15 protein-coding genes are annotated in these 17,845 nt (G+C 47.4%); 6 read left to right on the top strand and 9 right to left on the bottom strand.

What is annotated here, in order from left to right; genetic code table 11:
* Positions 1-394: 394 nt before the first annotated feature.
* Genes NOM90_RS06670 through nikA form a run of 5 tightly spaced genes read right to left on the bottom strand, consistent with a single transcriptional unit; the run spans position 395 to position 5,490 of the window.
* Positions 395-1,198: an ATP-binding cassette domain-containing protein gene (locus NOM90_RS06670; RefSeq protein ID WP_255940852.1), complete on the bottom strand. Its 804-nt coding sequence runs from the start codon at positions 1,196-1,198 to the stop codon at positions 395-397.
* 1 nt (position 1,199) lies between these two features.
* A complete protein-coding gene (locus NOM90_RS06665; RefSeq protein WP_370866577.1) occupies positions 1,200-2,021 on the bottom strand; it encodes an ABC transporter ATP-binding protein in 822 nt (273 codons plus the stop codon).
* 20 nt (positions 2,022-2,041) lie between these two features.
* Positions 2,042-2,878 (bottom strand): nickel ABC transporter permease subunit NikC, encoded by an 837-nt coding sequence (gene nikC / locus NOM90_RS06660; protein WP_255940851.1) that lies wholly within the window; start codon positions 2,876-2,878, stop codon positions 2,042-2,044.
* Positions 2,875-3,819, bottom strand: coding sequence for a nickel ABC transporter permease (gene nikB / locus NOM90_RS06655; RefSeq protein WP_255940849.1), 945 nt, complete (start codon positions 3,817-3,819; stop codon positions 2,875-2,877). The genes nikC and nikB overlap by 4 nt, the downstream gene beginning before the upstream one ends.
* Positions 3,820-3,858: 39 nt before the next feature.
* The gene (nikA, locus tag NOM90_RS06650) at positions 3,859-5,490 is read right to left on the bottom strand and encodes a nickel ABC transporter substrate-binding protein (RefSeq protein ID WP_255940847.1); all 1,632 of its coding nucleotides are present in this window, start codon (positions 5,488-5,490) and stop codon (positions 3,859-3,861) included.
* A gap of 194 nt (positions 5,491-5,684) precedes the next feature.
* Here nikA and NOM90_RS06645 point away from each other — a divergent pair, with 194 nt between their 5' ends.
* From NOM90_RS06645 to NOM90_RS06635, 3 genes are read left to right on the top strand one after another with little or no spacing between them, the layout of a single operon-like run.
* Complete coding sequence (locus tag NOM90_RS06645; protein ID WP_255940845.1) at positions 5,685-6,980, top strand: WYL domain-containing protein; 1,296 nt, start codon at positions 5,685-5,687, stop codon at positions 6,978-6,980.
* On the top strand, positions 6,964-7,821 hold the full coding sequence (locus NOM90_RS06640) for a WYL domain-containing protein (RefSeq protein ID WP_255940844.1): 858 nt from the start codon (positions 6,964-6,966) through the stop codon (positions 7,819-7,821). The genes NOM90_RS06645 and NOM90_RS06640 overlap by 17 nt, the downstream gene beginning before the upstream one ends.
* Positions 7,822-8,559 (top strand): hypothetical protein, encoded by a 738-nt coding sequence (locus NOM90_RS06635; RefSeq protein WP_255940843.1) that lies wholly within the window; start codon positions 7,822-7,824, stop codon positions 8,557-8,559.
* 303 nt (positions 8,560-8,862) lie between these two features.
* Here the strand turns inward: NOM90_RS06635 and NOM90_RS06630 are convergent, their stop codons facing one another.
* Complete coding sequence (locus tag NOM90_RS06630; RefSeq protein WP_255940841.1) at positions 8,863-9,654, bottom strand: DUF3891 family protein; 792 nt, start codon at positions 9,652-9,654, stop codon at positions 8,863-8,865.
* Between the two features lie 151 nt (positions 9,655-9,805).
* Between NOM90_RS06630 and NOM90_RS06625 the strand changes: the two genes are divergently transcribed.
* From NOM90_RS06625 to NOM90_RS06615, 3 genes are all read left to right on the top strand, one after another.
* Positions 9,806-10,546: a hypothetical protein gene (locus NOM90_RS06625; RefSeq protein WP_255940839.1), complete on the top strand. Its 741-nt coding sequence runs from the start codon at positions 9,806-9,808 to the stop codon at positions 10,544-10,546.
* Positions 10,547-10,695: 149 nt separating this feature from the next.
* Positions 10,696-13,500, top strand: coding sequence for an endo-beta-N-acetylglucosaminidase (locus NOM90_RS06620; protein WP_255940838.1), 2,805 nt, complete (start codon positions 10,696-10,698; stop codon positions 13,498-13,500).
* Positions 13,501-13,643: 143 nt separating this feature from the next.
* Positions 13,644-15,392, top strand: coding sequence for a methyl-accepting chemotaxis protein (locus NOM90_RS06615; RefSeq protein WP_255940836.1), 1,749 nt, complete (start codon positions 13,644-13,646; stop codon positions 15,390-15,392).
* 109 nt (positions 15,393-15,501) lie between these two features.
* Here NOM90_RS06615 and NOM90_RS06610 read toward each other — a convergent pair whose 3' ends face one another.
* From NOM90_RS06610 to NOM90_RS06600, 3 genes are all read right to left on the bottom strand, one after another.
* A complete protein-coding gene (locus NOM90_RS06610) occupies positions 15,502-16,479 on the bottom strand; it encodes a LysM peptidoglycan-binding domain-containing protein (RefSeq protein ID WP_255940834.1) in 978 nt (325 codons plus the stop codon).
* Between the two features lie 191 nt (positions 16,480-16,670).
* Entirely contained in the window at positions 16,671-17,021 is a 351-nt protein-coding gene (locus NOM90_RS06605; protein WP_255940832.1) for a hypothetical protein, read from the bottom strand.
* Between the two features lie 17 nt (positions 17,022-17,038).
* On the bottom strand, positions 17,039-17,749 hold the full coding sequence (locus NOM90_RS06600) for a pirin family protein (RefSeq protein ID WP_255940831.1): 711 nt from the start codon (positions 17,747-17,749) through the stop codon (positions 17,039-17,041).
* Positions 17,750-17,845: the final 96 nt, after the last annotated feature.

The raw sequence follows: 17,845 nt of genomic DNA, 5'->3' as shown, positions 1-17,845 counted from the left end.
TCAAGCGTGTTCGTTTCAGACGAACGTAAACCTTTTATTCAGTAATAAAACAATTATCCGAGGAAAAAAGTTGAGAAGGTACGTTGCTGCTCTATCCACTGAGCTATTCCGCCTCATGATGACGGAAGCCGGATTCGAACCGGCGACCTGCCGATTAGAAGTCGAAGTAACCCTCTCTGGCGCCTCGGACAATCGAGGAGATTCGCTTTCGGCTGCTTCGCCTTGGCGTTTCCCTTTGCCTGTGTCTATATTCGCATGATGCGAAAGCATGGAACAGGGCGTAAGTATGGCGACCAACAAAATCGCCTGATAGACTTCGCCTATCAAGGGTATCATCATCGTTTCCGTAAAAAACAAAAAACCTTCCTCTAATGAAGAGGAAGGCAATCCAGAATCAAAATAACGTAAGACGATCACCCGGATGATCGGGCAGCACAGATTCGATCAAATTCTTAACTGCCGTCTGCTGGGAATTCCATAGCGAAGCCGGCGAGTCCGACAGATGAACGATCTCTCCCCGATCCATGACAGCGACGCGGTCGCATAATGTCATCGCGGCTTGAATATCGTGCGTGATGAACAGGTACGAGACACCTAGCGAAGCTTTCAATTCGGCGAGCAAATCCAAAATCAAAGACTGATGTACCCGATCCAAGCTACTGACCGGCTCGTCGAGCACGATCAGTTTGGGACGAAGCGCGATAGCGCGGGCAATATTGATCCGTTGCAGCTGCCCGCCGCTGAATTGATCCGGTCTTTTGTTTCCGTCCTCTACGGACAGACCGACTTTTTCTAACAGCTCGCCGGTCTTTCGCTTCAATTCCCGCGCCGATAGCCGTTCGTAATTACGAAGCGGCTCGCCGATAATCTGATCTGCGGTCATCAGCGGATTCACAGAAGAATAACAATCCTGAAATACGACCTGTATATCCCGGCGCAGGTTTTTGCGGAACCGACCGCTTGCTGCATACAGATCTTGCCCCTCGAACAAAACTTGCCCTTGATGGGGCTTTTGCAGACCCAGCACCACCCGCCCCAGCGTGCTTTTCCCTGCGCCGCTTGTTCCGAGAATACTCAGACAAGAGCTATGATTCAGCTCGAAAGTGACTTGATTCAGCACGAATGAATTTTCTTTTCGCGGTCTCAGCCAATTTCGACGATGACCGTAGCGATAACCGACTTCCCGAACCTGAAGCATATCAGGCACCCTGTCCGATGCCGGGTCTGGCTTGCAGCAGCATCCGCGTGTATTCATGCCGAGGATTATCGAATAATTCGTGTACATCGGCATATTCGACGATCTCGCCTTTTCTCATTACCGCGACTTCGTCCGCTGCCTGGGCGATCACGCCGAGATCATGCGAGACGAGAAGCACGGATGTCCCACATTCCGTCTTCAACCGCTCCAATTCCCGAAGCACCTTAATTTGGTTAACCGCATCCAGCGCCGTGGTCGGCTCGTCGGCAATCAGTATCGAAGGACGCAGACACATCGAGATCGCGATCATCACGCGTTGAAGCATTCCTCCGCTGAGTTCGTGCGGATAACTTTTCATCACTTGATCCGGATGATGTAAGTTCATTTCTTCAAGAGCTTGATGCGCTTGTATCTTTGCTTCTTTTTTCGATATCTTAAAATGGCTGCGCAACGTCTCGATAAATTGAGAACCGATACTATACACAGGCGTGAACGCATTCATTGGATTTTGCATGATATAACCAATATCTTTCCCTCGAATACGTCGCATTTTTTCGCCGCGAAGCCCGTTTAACTCTTGTCCATGTAACTTGATGCTTCCTTGCGTATCCAAACCTCGGTCTTGAAGCATTTGAAGAATAGCTCCGCATGTCAACGATTTCCCACTGCCGCTCTCGCCAACCAAGCCGAGGACTTTGCCGCGTTTAAGCTCAAGATTGACAGAAGCAAGTAAAGAAAGACCCCGCTGCTTGTCACAAGATCCTTTTGGTTTTGGGCAGTGTATATTTAGATTGCATACTTCAAGCACGGAATCGGTCATCATCCTTTTTTCTCCTCTCTATTCTAAAGCTCACGCTTGCTCACTCCATACCGTTCGGATAAAGCTTCTCCTAGCAAATTGAATAAAATCACAACGAGCATAATCAGTACGCCCGGATAGATCATCAGTTCAGGTTGGCTTCGAATATAGGCGGTTCCTTCATGAATCATAGAACCCCATTCCGCATTGGGCGGTTGAATTCCTAAACCTAGAAACGACAATGCCGAAATATCCATGATCGCCCATCCCATCTCAAGCGTTCCGATCACTACAATCGGATGCTGAACATTGGGAATAATATGTCTGCGAATGATCGCCCAAGAAGATGAACCGCTGATTTTAGCCGCGGCGATAAACGAACGTTCTTTCAGCGAGATCACCATATTCCGGCAAATTCGCGCGTAGTAGACCCACTGCACTAACATAAGCGCAAGCAAGATTTGCATCAGCCCCGGACCGAAAATCCCGACAATCCCCAACACGAGAATCAGATTCGGAAAAGCCATGATCCCGTCACACATCCGCATCAGTACAGTATCTAGCCACCCTCCGGCGTATCCTGATATACAACCGACCAGCACGCCGATCAGTAGTGCCGAAAGAAAAATCAATACCGCGAATCCAAGCGAAATCCGAGCGCCGTAGATCAGACGAGACAAGTTATCCCGCCCCAGATGATCGGTTCCGAGCCAGTGCTGGGTAGAGGGATCGGCTAATTTGTTTAACAAATCGACTTTGACCGGATCATACGGAGCAATCCACGGAGCGAGTAGCGCGATTAAGAAAAAAAGACTTAGCAGCACCAAACACACTACGATCAATGAGCTTCCGTTTGTATTCTGACGAATCTTCTTCATCATGGATTTGACCGTCCTTTTACTAAAATCCTCGGATCGATCGCCGTTTGAATCAGATCCACAACCAAGTTACAAATCACGAACAGGCAAGCCGCAAAAAAGATATAGCATTGAATAACAGGAATATCCCGATTAAAGATCGCTTCAACGAAATAACGTCCAAATCCCGGCCATGAAAAAACTTGTTCCACAATAATCGTTCCCGTCAGTAGCTTGCCCATGCTCATGCCCATTCCTGTAATCAGAGGAGCAATCGCGATTTTCAGCACATGCTTCAACGTAATCGAGCGTTCCCGCAGCCCTCTGGCTTTCGCATATTCGACGTACGATTCTTGAAGTTGTTCAAGCACGCTCGTTCGCAGCATCCGCGTATATACCGCAATCAGGACAACCGAAAGCGTAAGCGTCGGCAAGATCACGTTTTGCCAATCTCCCCGCCCTTCGACAGGCAACAAATCCAGCTTGACGGAGAAAAAGAAAATAAGCAGATACCCCAACCAAAATTGCGGAATCGAAGCGCCGAAATACGAAATGCCGCGACTGAGCCAATCAATCCAACTATTTCGGTATACCGCAGACGCGACGCCAAGCGGAATACTGACCAGAGCCGAAAACAAGATGCTCCATACCGCAAGCTCAAGCGTCGCCGGCAATTTACTTTTCACTTCATCCCATACGGGCTTGTTCGTTAAATACGATGTTCCAAAATCAAGCTGAACCATTCGTTTTAACGTATCCAAATATTGCACATGCAGCGGACGATCCAGCCCGAACTCTTTTCTTTTTTGCTCTAACACTTCCGGCGTCGGATAGATATGAGCAGCAGTCAGATAAGCTTCCGCCGGATCGACCGGAGAAATATGCACCAGTGCGAATGTGACAAGCGTAGCGACAAAAAGTATCGGAATGATTGCGATCATCCGTTTTGCAATATAGACGATCACTTGAAGTTCCTCCTTGAAAAACGATGCCGTCTCTAGCTGTTAAGGCGTCTGCGTCTTTATTCCGACAAACGGATTTTCATCGCGGTTCCCCGGGAACAGCAATTCGGTAATTTTAGGCTGATAGACTGCTGTTCGTTTCAAATAAGAAATCGGTACGATCGCAGACTGGTCCTGCAACGTTTCTAAAATAGAACGGTAAAGCTCTTGGCGCTTCCCTTCGTCCGTCGAAGACAGCACTTGATGAATCTTGTCGTCGAGTTCGGCTTTCATCGGAATTGCGCTCAGCGTCTCGGAAATGCCAAAGCCCGGATTCGCTACGACATTGACGAAAGAATGCGGATCGTAAGGCGCTCCGTAGTTGGTCCAGAAATACAGATCGAAATCGTTGGCTTTGAGGCGTTTGATCTGTACCGTCAATTCAAGCCCTGTCAGATTGACTTTGACCCCGAGCGGCATCCATTCGGCTTGAAGGGTTTCGCCCATTGCTTTTTGAATCGGATCGGTTTTGTCGAAAATCAATTCAAATTCCAAAGGCTGCCCGTCTTTTTCGCGTACCGTTCCTCCTGCCGGCATTTTCCAACCAGCTTCATCCAGCAGCGCTTGAGCTTTTGCTACATCATATACAACCGGCTTTAAATCAACGTTCGTGTACGGGAAGTTTTTAGACAAAATCGTATCTGCCGGTTCTTCAAGCCCTGACGTAATGCCTTCCACCATCGCTTTTTTATTAAAGCCTTGATGCAAAGCCGTGCGTACTCGAATATCTGCTAATTTTGGATTCGACGAATTCAGAAGCAGATTGCGCGTTCCAACTGGGTCAGACAATTTCGAAACATACTTGTCGTCAGCCTGAAGTTGCTTGAACGCGTCCAGACTCATCATGCCTTCGCCATAGATCAGATCCAAATCGCCTTTTTCAAAAGCGGCTACGCGCGTCTCTGCATCGGGAATGATCTTGACCACGACTTTGTCGATAGCGGGCGGCGTTCCCCAATAATTCGGATTGCGTTTAAACGTGGCATATTCGTCTTGTTTGTATTCGTCCAGCATCCACGGACCTGTGCCTACAGATTTTTTGACGCCTTCGGCAGTATCTCCGTTATCCGGGAATCCGGCTTCGCCAAGAAAACGAAACGGACGAACCAAAGCCAAATCTTGCAGAACCGGATAATAAGATTCTGTCAGCTTCAAGCGGAATGTCAGATCATCGACCACTTCTGTATCTTCAATCAGTTTGACGACGCCTAGCCATCCGTGCGTATCCCGGTGCTTCAACACCGCATCGAAATTCTTTTTGACAACCTCTGCGTTAAGATCGCTACCATCGGAAAATTTCACATTCGGGCGCAGCTTAAACGTATAGGTTTTGCCGTCTTTCGAAATATCCCACGATTCCGCCAATGCGGGTTCCAACTTGCCGTCTTTTCCGTAGCTTACGAGCGGATCGTAAATCATAGATTGCGCAAAAAGCTGCGATGGATTATACGTATGCGGGTTCATCGTACCGATATCTCTCGGCCAAGACATCGTGACCGTTTTCGCGGACGCGGCATCTTGAACGGCTTGATCGGCAGAAGTCGAATTCGTCCCGTTCCCGCTGCAACCCGCCAAAGCAATCAAAAGTAAAATACCTCCAAACAGCACGGCTGCTTTGCGGTAAGATTTAAACATAATATGTACTCCTTTTGCCTACAGGCGATAATGATTATCATCTTCATTTGCTACTTTATAAAACGCTTCAATTTTTGTCAACGACCATTATTTGGACATTTTCCACCTTGATTTTAGATACTTAATCTTTAAGATTTTTACAATTCTTCTCATACTCTATACAATAGAAAACAATAGAAGGCGAGGAATTCCATATGGCTAAAGAAAGCTTCGATAAAGAAATCCAATTTCTCAGATTGCTGGCTTTGACCGGAGGCGGTTACGATCGCAAGCAATTTGCGGGACGTCTTGGCATCTCCGTACATACTTTTGATAAAACGGTTCGACGGTTGCGAGAAGTTAGCGGCGACGCCGATTTTGCGGATTTGTTCCGCTACGGCTATGCCGATTCCGCCGAACCCGTTCTGCTTTTCCTATACCGTGCTAAATCGATGAAAGAATCGGAAAGTCGTCGTCTACCGCTGATTTTGACTGCGCTCAAAAATAGCCCGCAGACAGTTGCCGAACTGCTAGAGCTATGCAGTGAAGAGTTGCTTTTAGATGCCGCTATGCCCGACGAAAAAACGATTCGTTCCGATTTGCGGTACTTGGAAGACATCGGCGTCGTCAGCCGCGAATCTACGCAGCGCCCGGTTAAATACAACCTCAATAATCAACTGACCGATTGCTTATCGCAACGTGAATTGATGGATTTATATGAGTTTGTCGACATTATGGCGAATACGCAAATTCCTTCGGTGCAAGGTTATTTGCTTCGCGACAATCTCAAAAAAGCGCTAAAATCCGCGACGCCGAAAGAAGAATGGGACGAACAATGGCTAGAACCTTTTTCGTATAAATATCATTTTGACGCACGGATTTTGGACGAAGCACATCTGTACACGTTGCTGCGGAGTATCCATTTGCGCAAACAGATTTCTTTTCAATATTTTTCGCCTAAAAAACGTAAAAGCTATGCCGCCAAAGAAACCAATCCGCTGTTCGTTCAAGATTCGCAACCTCGCCGCCAGCAGCTGCTTCCGCTCAAAGTCGTCTACGATCATCAATATGGCAGATGGTATCTAATCGGCGAAGCGGGCAAAGGCCGTTTTGTCCAATTTCGGATGGAAGGCATCGTCGATATTGCGGAAGAACAAGATACGGACGAAGCTGAATTCGAAAATAAGCTCAGTAAATTAGACGAACAGATGCGTTATAGTTGGCTGATCGATACAGGCGAGACCGTTACGGTACGCGCCAAATTTTATCGTCCGAAAAAACAAGCCGACTTTATAAAAAACCGCGTTCAACTGCAAGGGCAATGGGGAGAGATCGTTGAAAGTAACGACGACTTTTTTATCTATGAAATTCAGGTTAACGGCGTGACAGAGATTCGTCCGTGGTTACGGAGTTTTGGATCAAGCTGCGAAGTATTATCCCCTCCCGATCTGCGGCAATCGTTTATTGACGAATGGAAGGAGATCGAAGCTTACTATGAGTCATCTTTTTGAAAAAATATTCAATTATCAGTTATCGTCGCGGCTTCAAGAAACCGGCGTATACGCGCTGACGTCGCAAGAACGAGCTTGGCTTAAATCGATGTTGGAGCATCCTGCCGCGCAAGAAGCGTTACAGCCAGAGACGATCGACAAGCTGCAAGAATGTACGATCGACGAAGAAATGCCGAATATACTGGATCGACTGGAGCAAAAAGCAGGCAGCCGCGAAACTCAAGTTTTTCAGCCGTGGCTTCCTACAATTCGCGAACTTATGCGTCAGCATCAAAGCATGACCATTCAATGTCGCACGAAAAAAGGCAAACTTAACGATCCTCAGCCGGGTATTCCGTGCAAACTGGAATATTCGATGGTAAAGCGTGAATGGTATCTGTATTGGTATAATTCTCAGACACGTTCGCTGCTCCATACGCGATTGATCCATATCGTTTCGCTGGAAGCTGCATCTGTTTCGCAAGAAGATTACGACCAACAGATGCACCGCGCTCAAAAGTTGCTTCAAGCTCCAAGACATGAAGCCACCGTAGAGGTCCTTCCAATCTTCAATCCTGAATTGACGCGGATTCTCCATGCTTTTTCTTGTTTCGATAAACGGGTGGAGTACGACGAAGAACGTCGAACGTACCGGATTCATCTGACATTTACGTTTAGCGAAAGCCAATTCGTTCTGACAAAGCTCCGATTTCTTGGCAAACGTGTACGTGTGGTGGAAGGGGATTATTTGAAACACCGGATGCGGGAAACGGCGAGGAAAGCGTTGGCTTTGTATCAGACAGATTCCGAAGAAGATCAGACAATTCATTCTGAAAAAGAGATTTTGGAACGGAGGGATTGATTGAAGGCTTTTGCGAAAAACAAACCCCATTCGTGGATCAGTAACAAAAAACGATTTGTGATCAGTATAATTGGTGCGTTAATTTTAGGTCTGATCTCACTCCCCTATCCGGGAACTCGTTCTTTGTTCGATGAAGGATTGCTTCGCCTGAACATACCGATCTTTTTCGAGTTTCCGAGCGGTGGCAGATTCCATTATATAAGCTACATTATGATCTTCGGCGTGATCGCTCTGACTTATTTATGTCTAACTTCTCTTAAACGTTATCGGATTGTCATATACGCTGCGGTTGTGGTGTCGGTTCTCGTGCTGCGAAAAGCGATTTTGATGATATACTTGGCAATCTTTCCTTCGCCTTTGTACGCCGTTGATCTGAACACTGAACAATCGTGGTGCAATGTCTCTTGGAACAATGACCAAATGACTGGCGAATGTAATATCATTGCCAAAAATTATAGCCGCGAAGATCTACAAGCCGATGCTTCGCTTCGCATTTATTACAAAGGCGGATCGATTAGAGAGTTCTATGTCGATACGAAGCTTGATCCGATGTTTTTCCCTAGCCGCGAAGTGTCGATGATCCAGCGAGATTTTACGATACCTGCACCTGATGGTTTCTCCAGCGACGAGAACTCTGGTATAGACAATCTTTTGAAAAACGGCGACTTCCGTCTTATATTAAGCGATGGGGACTCTGAAAGAAGCTGGGGAGATACTTGGTTAACGGACGAGAGTTAGTGTGTGTGGTGGAAGAGAGAAGACTCCAAGAGAAATTCGTTTCGGTCGCGTGTTGAAATCGGGAAAATGGATTGAAATTTTTATTTGAGTTTTCCCGATTAACGATACAAATTTGACGGTGTATGACCGGAAAATCTTCATCACAAAGGCGAACGCTAACAGCATATGCTTCCGAAGTGCATTTCTTCGAAATGCTTTACCTTCACTGAATTTCTCTCTCCGTCTTCTCTCTTCTAGTTAGGTTGGAGTTTTTATAAAAAAGAGCTGTTCCTCATGAGGAACAGCTCTTTCACTATAGTGCATTCACACAAACCGAATCTCCTGCTCTGTCCACTCGGTTTCCTCATAGGCTTGAGCAATTCCGACCTCCTTGATCCGGTCTTTCGACACCTGCTTCTCGCGAAGGGTCGTCACGAACTCACCGTCGAACGGCGAAGGATCGGCTTTGACCGTCTTCTCGTCGATCCAGTTCAGTTGGACTAACCCGCCGCCGCCGAAAGGCTCGGAGCCCGGCACGCCGTCTTTGAACCATTCATGTTCCTCGTCTTTAGAGATGCCCGGTGCATTGAGACAGACGTACAGCGATAAGCCGTCGCAAGTCTGTAAAATCTGGCGATGCAGTACAAGCGTCTCTTGCTGCACTCCGGTATATTTTTGACTGATACGCTGCTGGCGTTCTTCTTCGTTATGGATAAACGCTACGCAATCGTCGCGCTCGGATGTCTGCAAATCTTCGAACACACTGTAATACAGACTGCTGAGGAGTGCGGCATATGGATGCATTTGCTCCAATTCGTCGATGCCCATTTGATAAAAAGTGACTTTAGGCAGCAGCGGATATTCGTTAAACGAATAAGGCGCATGCAGATGATCGTCCCAGATCGGCGTGTCGTCGGGACGAATCCAGCCGCGGTCATGCTCGGTCACGCCAAATACGATCGACTCTTTCGTTACTTCAGGCATCCCGGGCGATTCTTCGACTCTTTCCATCATAAAAAAACGATCTTGAAAATGTGCCGCAAGTTCTCCTGACAGCTTCGCATGATCGTGTTGTTTGACAAGAACAAATGCGTTTTTGGTTTCACGTATAATCATCGAAAATCCCCCCGCTCTTTTTCTTTCACTTCTTCTCCTGCTGTCTTTCTTATTACCCGATTTATAATTTAAGTGTAACCTTTTTCGATCCGAAACGTTTAACTTATAGAGATTAGAATGTATGAATTATAGTAAAAAGGAGATTTGATCCATGTATAACCCAACTTCAACCGATTATTATTCCGGAAAAAAACCTTGGATTCGCGACAAAAAAAAGTTCCGACTTGCCGCAATTATGACAATCGTTCTTATTTTGATTTCGATTCAATATCCGGGTTCACGACCTCTTTATGAAGAAGCGATACGAGCTTTGCGAATCCCAACCTCAATTCCGTTACCGGGCGGCGGACAATTTACATACCCCGGCCTAATTTTTCTAGGATTCGCTTTATGGACATTATTTCTAATTTGGGAATCGTTGAACCGTTACCGTCTAATTCTCAGTATCGCGTTGATCTGGTTGTCCCCGATGATCGGCAAAGCGGTACTTGCCGGCTACCAAATGGTGATTCCGGGCAATGTGTACGCAGTTAATTTAGTGCAAGACCAGACGAACTGTACGTACCAATATGATGCGGAAAATATGACAGGGACTTGTTCGATTGTGCTGAGCAACCGTAGTAATCGCGAATTAACTCTGGAACAACAAGGTACGATGATTTTAGGCAGCGGCGAAGGTCGCCAAGAGATTAATTTCTCGCTCGGTTCCGTCACTATGGCTCCGCGTGAAGCGATGTACCATTCGCCAACTTTCGAAGTTCCAACGCCTGAGATCATCAAAATGGCAAAAAACGATACTCAAGTTACGGGAAGCGGATATACAACACTTTCGAATAATGGATTCTTGTTGAAGTTAGACGACGGCAAGCACTCCCGCACATTCGGCAAATAAAAATAAACCTAATCAGTCTATCCGTTAACCGGATAGGCTTTTTCTTTAGTTTGACCCTTCAATCTTTAGTTTCTCCTCTTTTTGTAAAGGCTTACATCCTATAGCGTAGTAGAGAAGTCGTTCACCACTTATCGAAACGGAGGCATGTTATGAGTTCTCGAAAAAAGATCAAATCTTCAAGAAAGTTCACGTTTACACGCCAAGCCGCTACTGCCGTACTCGCTGTTTCTTTGACTTTAACCGCATTACCGCTGCAAGCGCAAGCCGGAGATACTTGGCCGTTCACCGGCGATAACGCTCAGGGACTCAATCAACCTAGCGTACACGGCTATACGAGCGGGCATATTTTAGACTGGACGCCAGAACGCGACCGGGATTCCGAACTTTTGCGTTCGCGTGTGCCGCTTCAACCTCGCATCGCTCCTTTTGCAGCCACGCAGGCGAACCCGTCTATCAGCCCTGATGTACAGATGATGAACGTCGCGGGCGATTACGGAAACGCGTTTATCGAAAATGCACCTTATACCAATAAATTCGCGCAATACCATTTCAACTTTTGGCAGTATACCGATTATTATTCGTATTGGCATGGCACCGCAACCGCCTACACCCCACCTCAATATTATGACGAATTAGCGCAAAAAGATTGGCAACAAAAATGGTTCGAATTCGGTATGCTCAATATTCCTAACCCTACTTACACCGATGCGGCGCACAAAAACGGCGTATTATCGATTGCCGGCATCTTTTTCTCCAATAACGATCGCGGTCAACAGACGTATAAACAAATGATCGTCAAGGACGAAAACGGCAATTTCCCCGTCGCTGAAAAGTTGATTGAGATGGCAGAATATTTCGGATACGATGGTTATTTTGTCAATCAGGAAGAATTGCAGCCTAACGTCCAAGTCGCCGATATTCCCGATTACCAAGAATTTGTGAAAACGCTTAAACAAGCAGGTCTTTATATTCAATGGTACGATTCGCTCAATACCGACACAGGTTCCAATACGTTCGCGCGAACGTTCCGAGACAATAATATAATGTTTTTGCATGATACCGAGGACGGGCAACAAGTGTCGGATTCGTTCTTTTTCGATTACGGAATGGGCAAAAGCCAGATCGATGCCGCGCAAGCTTTCTTGAGCAATTGGAATGCCAAGTACGGTACGGATTTCAATTTGTTTGAACATGGATATGCGGGGCTGGAAGCCGGACGGGATCGTTTCAAAAACGTACAAGGTTCGGCGCTGAACAATAAGCTCGACTCCGAAGGAAATATGCGTACCAGTCTGGCGACGCTCGGCGCCGATTTTGTCCATGCCGGGCTGGATGAAGATATGAACCAGAGCTACCCAAGCCGCAAACGCAACGAAAACGACTCCCAATGGATGACCGATATTCGCGAACGCTTATGGTGGTCGGGTCCGAATCTGAATCCGGCAAATACGACATTAGCTACGCAAAATACAGCTTCTGACGTATACGCGGACAATCGGTATTTTGAAGGGATCGCGTCTGTCGTCGCGGAACGTTCGGTGGTCGGCGGAGATACGTTTTACACCAACTTTAATACCGGGCATGGCTTAGATTATTATGTCGATGGCAAAGTATCCAACGATGAAGAATGGTCGAATATGAGTTTGCAAAATATTTTACCGAGTTGGCAGTGGTGGCAAGAAACGTCGGGGACTCCTCTTGACGTAACTTTCGATTACGGACGTCAATACGAGACCGGCACAAGATTCGATCACCCGCTGATCGGCGCGTATGAAGGCGGAAGTTCGCTTGCATTGCGCGGGAAACTCGATGCAGAGACTTTTTTACGCTTGTATAAAACAGATCTGGCTGTCGCGGCTACATCCAAGCTTTCCGTAACGTATAACAAGACGGTCAAAAGCGACAATTCAAGCATGAGCATCGGTCTGATTTTCGCAGACGCACCGGATGACGTGATCCAAGTCGAAGTGCCGGGTAGCGGAAGCAAAACCCAAGGTTGGAACACGTCCGAAGTAGACTTGAGTGCTTATGCAGGTCGCGATATTGCCGCATTCGGTCTGGTGTTCGATCCGGGAAACAGCACCATTGCCGATTACCGCATGAATATTGGGGAATTGCGTCTATTCGATAGCGTTCAAGCGGCTCCTGCTGCTCCGACCGGGCTTGCGATCGAAGCGGTATACCCGGAAAGCAACGAAATGATCGTCAATTGGAACCAAAGCCAAAATTACGACGATGTGCAGATGTATAATCTATATATCAACGATACGTTTGTCGGCGGCAAATACGACGAAACCTTCTATATCAAAAACCTTCCGGCAAAATCCGGCGTGATCAAGCTCAAAGCGGTCGGAGCAGACGGTACGGAAAGCCAAGCGGCAGAGCTTCCATTCAATTTGAATACAGCGCCGCGGCAACTGCGTGCAACCAGCGATGAACAAAACAAATTGACGGTACAATGGAGCGTTCCCCGCAGCGTCAAAGGCGATACAACCGTGAACGTCCGGTCGGTAAATTGGACGACTACGCAGCAGCCTATCAATGAGACGCTCATTATTCCGCACGGTCAAACGAAAGCGATCTTCGAAAATATGCCGGTCAACGGCGACGAGTATATCGTTACGGTAAAAAAAGACAGCTTGACTCCGGTCTCGATCTCCGGTACTTTTGTCGATAAGATTGCCGAGCCTTATGCCGAACAGTGGTCATGGAACGGCAATACGCTTCAATTGCCGATGCCTAATACGCGCGACTGGCGTTATCTGTACGTGTACGAAGACGGCAAATTGCGTTCTTTCCCTACCACGTATAATGTGGGCGAACGTGATCGCATCATCCGTGGGCGCACCACGAAAGCAAGTTTAAGCTTCGTCTCCACTGCCGATGAAGTTGAAGTGGTGATGGAAGATTACAGCGGCAATTTGTCAGAGCCTACAGTTTTGAAAAAACAATAGTCATACCGCCAAAAGAGCCTGCGAAGGCTCTTTTTTGTATACGGAAAATTTAGTTGAGTCGCCGAATTTATCTGCTAACCGAATATACATAAGCAACCGATATATGACATTATATGATGCACAATAAAAAGGAGCACACTCTTATGCCAAAATACCTGCGGAACAGAAGCTTAATTTTTAACACTTCAGCATTGATGGCAATCATCTTGCTCGCTTTGATCGTCACCATGAGTTTCCTTAATTACAAGCAAAGCCAAAAAGACTACTACAAACAAATTGAACAAGTCGGGATCGCGATGACCGGTCAGCTTAAATTAAACGTAAGTACGATCGAAAAATCGCTTGAACAATTGAAGCAAAGCGATGCGCCGACTTCGAGCGAACTGGACTTGCTGAAGACTCAATTGGATGCGATGGTCGGTACGGCATCCGTTGCGAACGCTTATTTGTTCAATACCGATATTGTCGAAAAAGACGGCAATAAAGTGTTAAAAGAACTTCAAGCCAACCAAGCTCTTCACGAATATGAAATGGTTCCGGGTGTCGAATATGTGATTCCCGAGAATGTTCAAGCGACTTACGATCAAGTTTTCCAAAACGGATCGGCAATGACAGGGACGTATACCGATGCAGCCGGAACATGGGTAACGTATCTGGCATTGATCAAAAGCGATAGCGGGCAACCTCTTGCAGTCTTCGGGCTTGATCTGGATGCTGCAACGGTCAAAAAAGACCAGATGAGCATGCTTTTATCCAGTATCGGTATCGGCTTGTTAATCGCGGCTATTCTCATCACCGCACTTATTATTTTGGCTCGAATCGTACTGAAACCTCTGCAAAATTTGGCTTCGGTATCAAAACTTGCTGCCGATGGCGATCTGACCGTGAATTTAGCGGTCAAAAGCAATAATGAAATCGGGCATACGGCTCAAGCATTCAACCACATGATCGGTAGCTTGCAGCAATTGATTCAAGGCATTCAGTCGACTTCGACGAATGTTACCCGCTCGGCTTCCGATCTTCAAATGAGCGCCGAAAAAACAACGGAAGCCTCGCAAGAAATTACGGAGTCGATGTTGGAAGTCTCGTCAGGCGCTGAAGCGCAGCAACAAGCGACCACCGAATCGCAAATTTCGATTAACGAAATGGCAGTCGGCATTCGCCGCATCGCGGAATCGACACAAGTCGTCGCGGAACTCGCTTCCGATGCGACAAACCGTGCAAGCAAAGGCGAAGTTGAGATTGTGACGATGGTTGAGCAGATGCAAAAAATCGAGCATAACATGTCAGGCACCGTTACCGTGCTTCACGAGTTGCAACAGCTGAACACAAGTATCCAAGGGATCATGTCCTTTATCCGCGAGATCGCGGAACAAACGAATCTGCTTGCACTTAACGCTTCGATCGAAGCGGCAAGAGCCGGAGAATCGGGCAAAGGCTTTGCGGTCGTCGCGCAAGAAATCCATAAGCTTGCTGGACGTTCAAAAGAGTCGTCTGATCAGATCGACGTCATTTTGCAAGGTATTTTGGGACATACGGAGCAAGCCGTCGCTTCGATTGAAGAATCGGTCGATGTGGCAAAAAAAGGCGCCGAGACCTCCGATGTCGCAGCCGCTACTTTCCGCCAGATCGTGTCGGCGATTCAGCAAGTATCGGGACAAGTATACGAAGTCTCGGCAGCTTCGGAGCAAATGTCCGCAAGCAGCGATCAAATTGCCGCTTCGCTGACCCAACTCGGTTCGGTCGCTTCGAACACTTCGACCAATGCGAACAAAGCACGTTCTTCTTCGGAAGAACAATTGGCGCTGATGCAAGAAGTATCCGGTTTGTCGCAAGAGTTGAAAAGTCTGGCGGTTGAACTGAATCAAGTCATCCAGCGTTTTCAAGTGTAATCCGTTTAGTTGAAATAACGGTATACGATAAAGAGGGGACTCGCACGCGTTACGTGTGCAAGTCCCCTCTTTTTGACTTATGAAATGAACATTCATTAAAATTCGGTGCTTATTTACCCGAAGTATCGGCTTGTGGCGTCACTGTGGTTTGTGGCACTTGATCGACAGGTGCCGGCGAGACTTCAACATCTTTAGGAGCAGGAGGCAGATCTCCGGCTGGACCTACATGGGCTTCGCGTGGAGCGCCCGGAAGCTTGCCGCCTTTCCCCTTGCCTTTTCCTTCGCCCGGAACTGGCGGTACAGGTGCTTTCGAAGGATCGAATACATGGGTGATACGTTCCGCTTCATGTTCGCGCGCATCCGCAATACGTTCGTTATATTGAGTTTGCGTAATTTTGCCGTCTGCAAGCTCGGCTTTGAGTCGAGTCTCGTGCTTCGATACAAGCAGGTCGATCAGCGATTGCTGCGATACGCCTTGTGCTTTGGCAATATCCGCGAGCGATTCTCCCGCTTCTTGGCGTGTTTTCAGTTGCTCGGATGTTAATTTAAGCAACGAAGCGATTTCTTTCATTTCTTGCTTTGGGCCTTTACCCGGCCCTGGCATAGAACCGTCGAACACGCGGTTTACTTCGTCTTGCGCACGTTCTTTTGCTTCCGCAAGGCGTTCATTGTATTGAGTTTGCGTAATGGTTCCTGCTTCAAGTTCAGACTTCAAATGCGTCTCATGAGTCGATACCAGCAGATCCACAACCGACTGAGTCGTCACGCCTTGTGCAGTCGCAATTTTAGCGAGCGATTCTCCGGCTTCCAGACGCGTATTCAATTGCTCCTCCGTTAATTTCAGAAGCGAGGCGATTTGTTCGCGTTCGGCATGTGGTCCACCGATTGGACCATGTTCTCCGGGAGTTGGCTTGCCGGATGGAAGCGTCGGCGATTGATCGGCTGTAGACGCAGCCGGTGCTGTATTTACACTTGAAGTTGTAGACGAGTTAGATGTTGAGGAAGCTGCGTAACTATGTGAAGCAGCAGCGGCTCCTCCCGTTGTCAGAGCTAATGCCAACATGGTGGTTACGATTTTTTTATTCATGGTAGGTTTCCTCCTCACGATCATTCAATAATCGCTTTTTGAAATTAAAGACTAACAACGTGGTGACAAGAACAATCTTAACGAGACTTTTTTAGAGATACCTGAGTTTTGGCTGAATGTTTGCTGAAAGCCAAAAAGCGCACCAAAAAACCGACGCGAAATCGCGCCGGCTCATTGAACAACCTATATGATTAAGCCCAATATTCACTAGGGTTATACGTAATTTCAGATCCCGTATGGATCGTAAGCGTCGATGTCGAAGCTTCATACGTGACGTCGTGTTCCCCTACATAAAACCAGTGCTTCACAGGCGGAACTCCCGGCGTTTCTTCGAAATGAAAAACGTTCAGTTCGCGCTGCATGCCGCGAATTTCTTCGGCAAGCCACGGAGCAACTCCGCGAATACTTAGCACAGCGCCGCCCCCTTCGCCGGAACGTTCCAATTCGTAAGTCACATCGTCTGTACCGCTATTGATTAACATACGACCCGTTACCGCATGTTTCACTAAAATACGTTCATGATCTTGCTGTGATGCAGCCATTTCGTATCCTCCTTTGCTTAAGGCAGATCGACCAGCATATAAAACACTGGCGATTCTCCGGTTAATACCAATTCCGGCGACTCTGTGATTCGAGCGGTGTCTCGGCGTCCCAATACAACTTCGTGCTCTGCGCCCGAGACTTTCAGTTGCCCTTCGATCACGAACAAGAATGTGCGACGACCTTCTGCATGATTGAACGTCAGAGCTTGCCCTGCTTCCAGACGACTCAAGTAGATCGTCATATCTTGACCCATATCGGTGACGCCTTCAAGATTTTGACCGGAAGCTACCGGAACCAGCGCGCCGTCAAGTGCTGCCGTATCGAACTCTCCTGTCGTATACGAAGGCGTTTTGCCGCGCTCCGTCGGTTCGAACCAAAGCTGCAAAATGTGCACCGGTTCGTGTTCCGAAGGATTATGCTCGGTATGAATAACGCCGCTACCCGCGCTCATACGCTGCACGCCGCCAAAGCCTGTCACCGCGACATTCCCCAAGCTATCTTCATGACGCAATTGACCGGACAAAATAATCGATACGATCTCCATATCGCTATGCGGATGTGCGCCAAATCCTTTGCCTGGTGCAATCACATCGTCGTTACAGACCCGCATAGGACCAAATTTTACATTTTCGGGATCATAATAATCGGCGAAAGAAAAACTATGTCCGCCTTTCAACCAACCTTTATCGTATTCAAAACGCGAACTTGCCGGATAGACTTGCAGCATAATTAGGCGAGCCCCTTTCTTATGTCAACCAAGATGGCAGAATGCGACGTTTATTCAACGTTACACATTCGCTTCTCTTTCTATTATTACGTTACA

Source organism: Saccharibacillus sp. JS10 (genome assembly GCF_024436065.1).
Lineage (GTDB): Bacteria > Bacillota > Bacilli > Paenibacillales > Paenibacillaceae > Saccharibacillus.
Note: the sequence above shows the minus strand (reverse complement) of the source record. Positions and strands in the feature narration are given on the sequence as shown.

Bases quoted from the DNA above. Each gene is read 5' to 3' on its own strand.
- NOM90_RS06670 (WP_255940852.1), bottom strand. From the start codon at position 1,198: ATGCTTCAGGTTCGGGAAGTCGGTTATCGCTACGGTCATCGTCGAAAT.
- NOM90_RS06605 (WP_255940832.1), bottom strand. From the start codon at position 17,021: ATGGCTGCATCACAGCAAGATCATGAACGTATTTTAGTGAAACATGCG.
- NOM90_RS06625 (WP_255940839.1), top strand. From the start codon at position 9,806: ATGTATAACCCAACTTCAACCGATTATTATTCCGGAAAAAAACCTTGG.
- NOM90_RS06630 (WP_255940841.1), bottom strand. From the start codon at position 9,654: ATGATTATACGTGAAACCAAAAACGCATTTGTTCTTGTCAAACAACAC.
- NOM90_RS06600 (WP_255940831.1), bottom strand. From the start codon at position 17,749: ATGCTGCAAGTCTATCCGGCAAGTTCGCGTTTTGAATACGATAAAGGT.
- NOM90_RS06620 (WP_255940838.1), top strand. From the start codon at position 10,696: ATGAGTTCTCGAAAAAAGATCAAATCTTCAAGAAAGTTCACGTTTACA.
- nikC (WP_255940851.1), bottom strand. From the start codon at position 2,878: ATGATGAAGAAGATTCGTCAGAATACAAACGGAAGCTCATTGATCGTA.
- NOM90_RS06615 (WP_255940836.1), top strand. From the start codon at position 13,644: ATGCCAAAATACCTGCGGAACAGAAGCTTAATTTTTAACACTTCAGCA.
- NOM90_RS06645 (WP_255940845.1), top strand. From the start codon at position 5,685: ATGGCTAAAGAAAGCTTCGATAAAGAAATCCAATTTCTCAGATTGCTG.
- NOM90_RS06610 (WP_255940834.1), bottom strand. From the start codon at position 16,479: ATGAATAAAAAAATCGTAACCACCATGTTGGCATTAGCTCTGACAACG.
- nikA (WP_255940847.1), bottom strand. From the start codon at position 5,490: ATGTTTAAATCTTACCGCAAAGCAGCCGTGCTGTTTGGAGGTATTTTA.
- NOM90_RS06640 (WP_255940844.1), top strand. From the start codon at position 6,964: ATGAGTCATCTTTTTGAAAAAATATTCAATTATCAGTTATCGTCGCGG.
- NOM90_RS06665 (WP_370866577.1), bottom strand. From the start codon at position 2,021: ATGATGACCGATTCCGTGCTTGAAGTATGCAATCTAAATATACACTGC.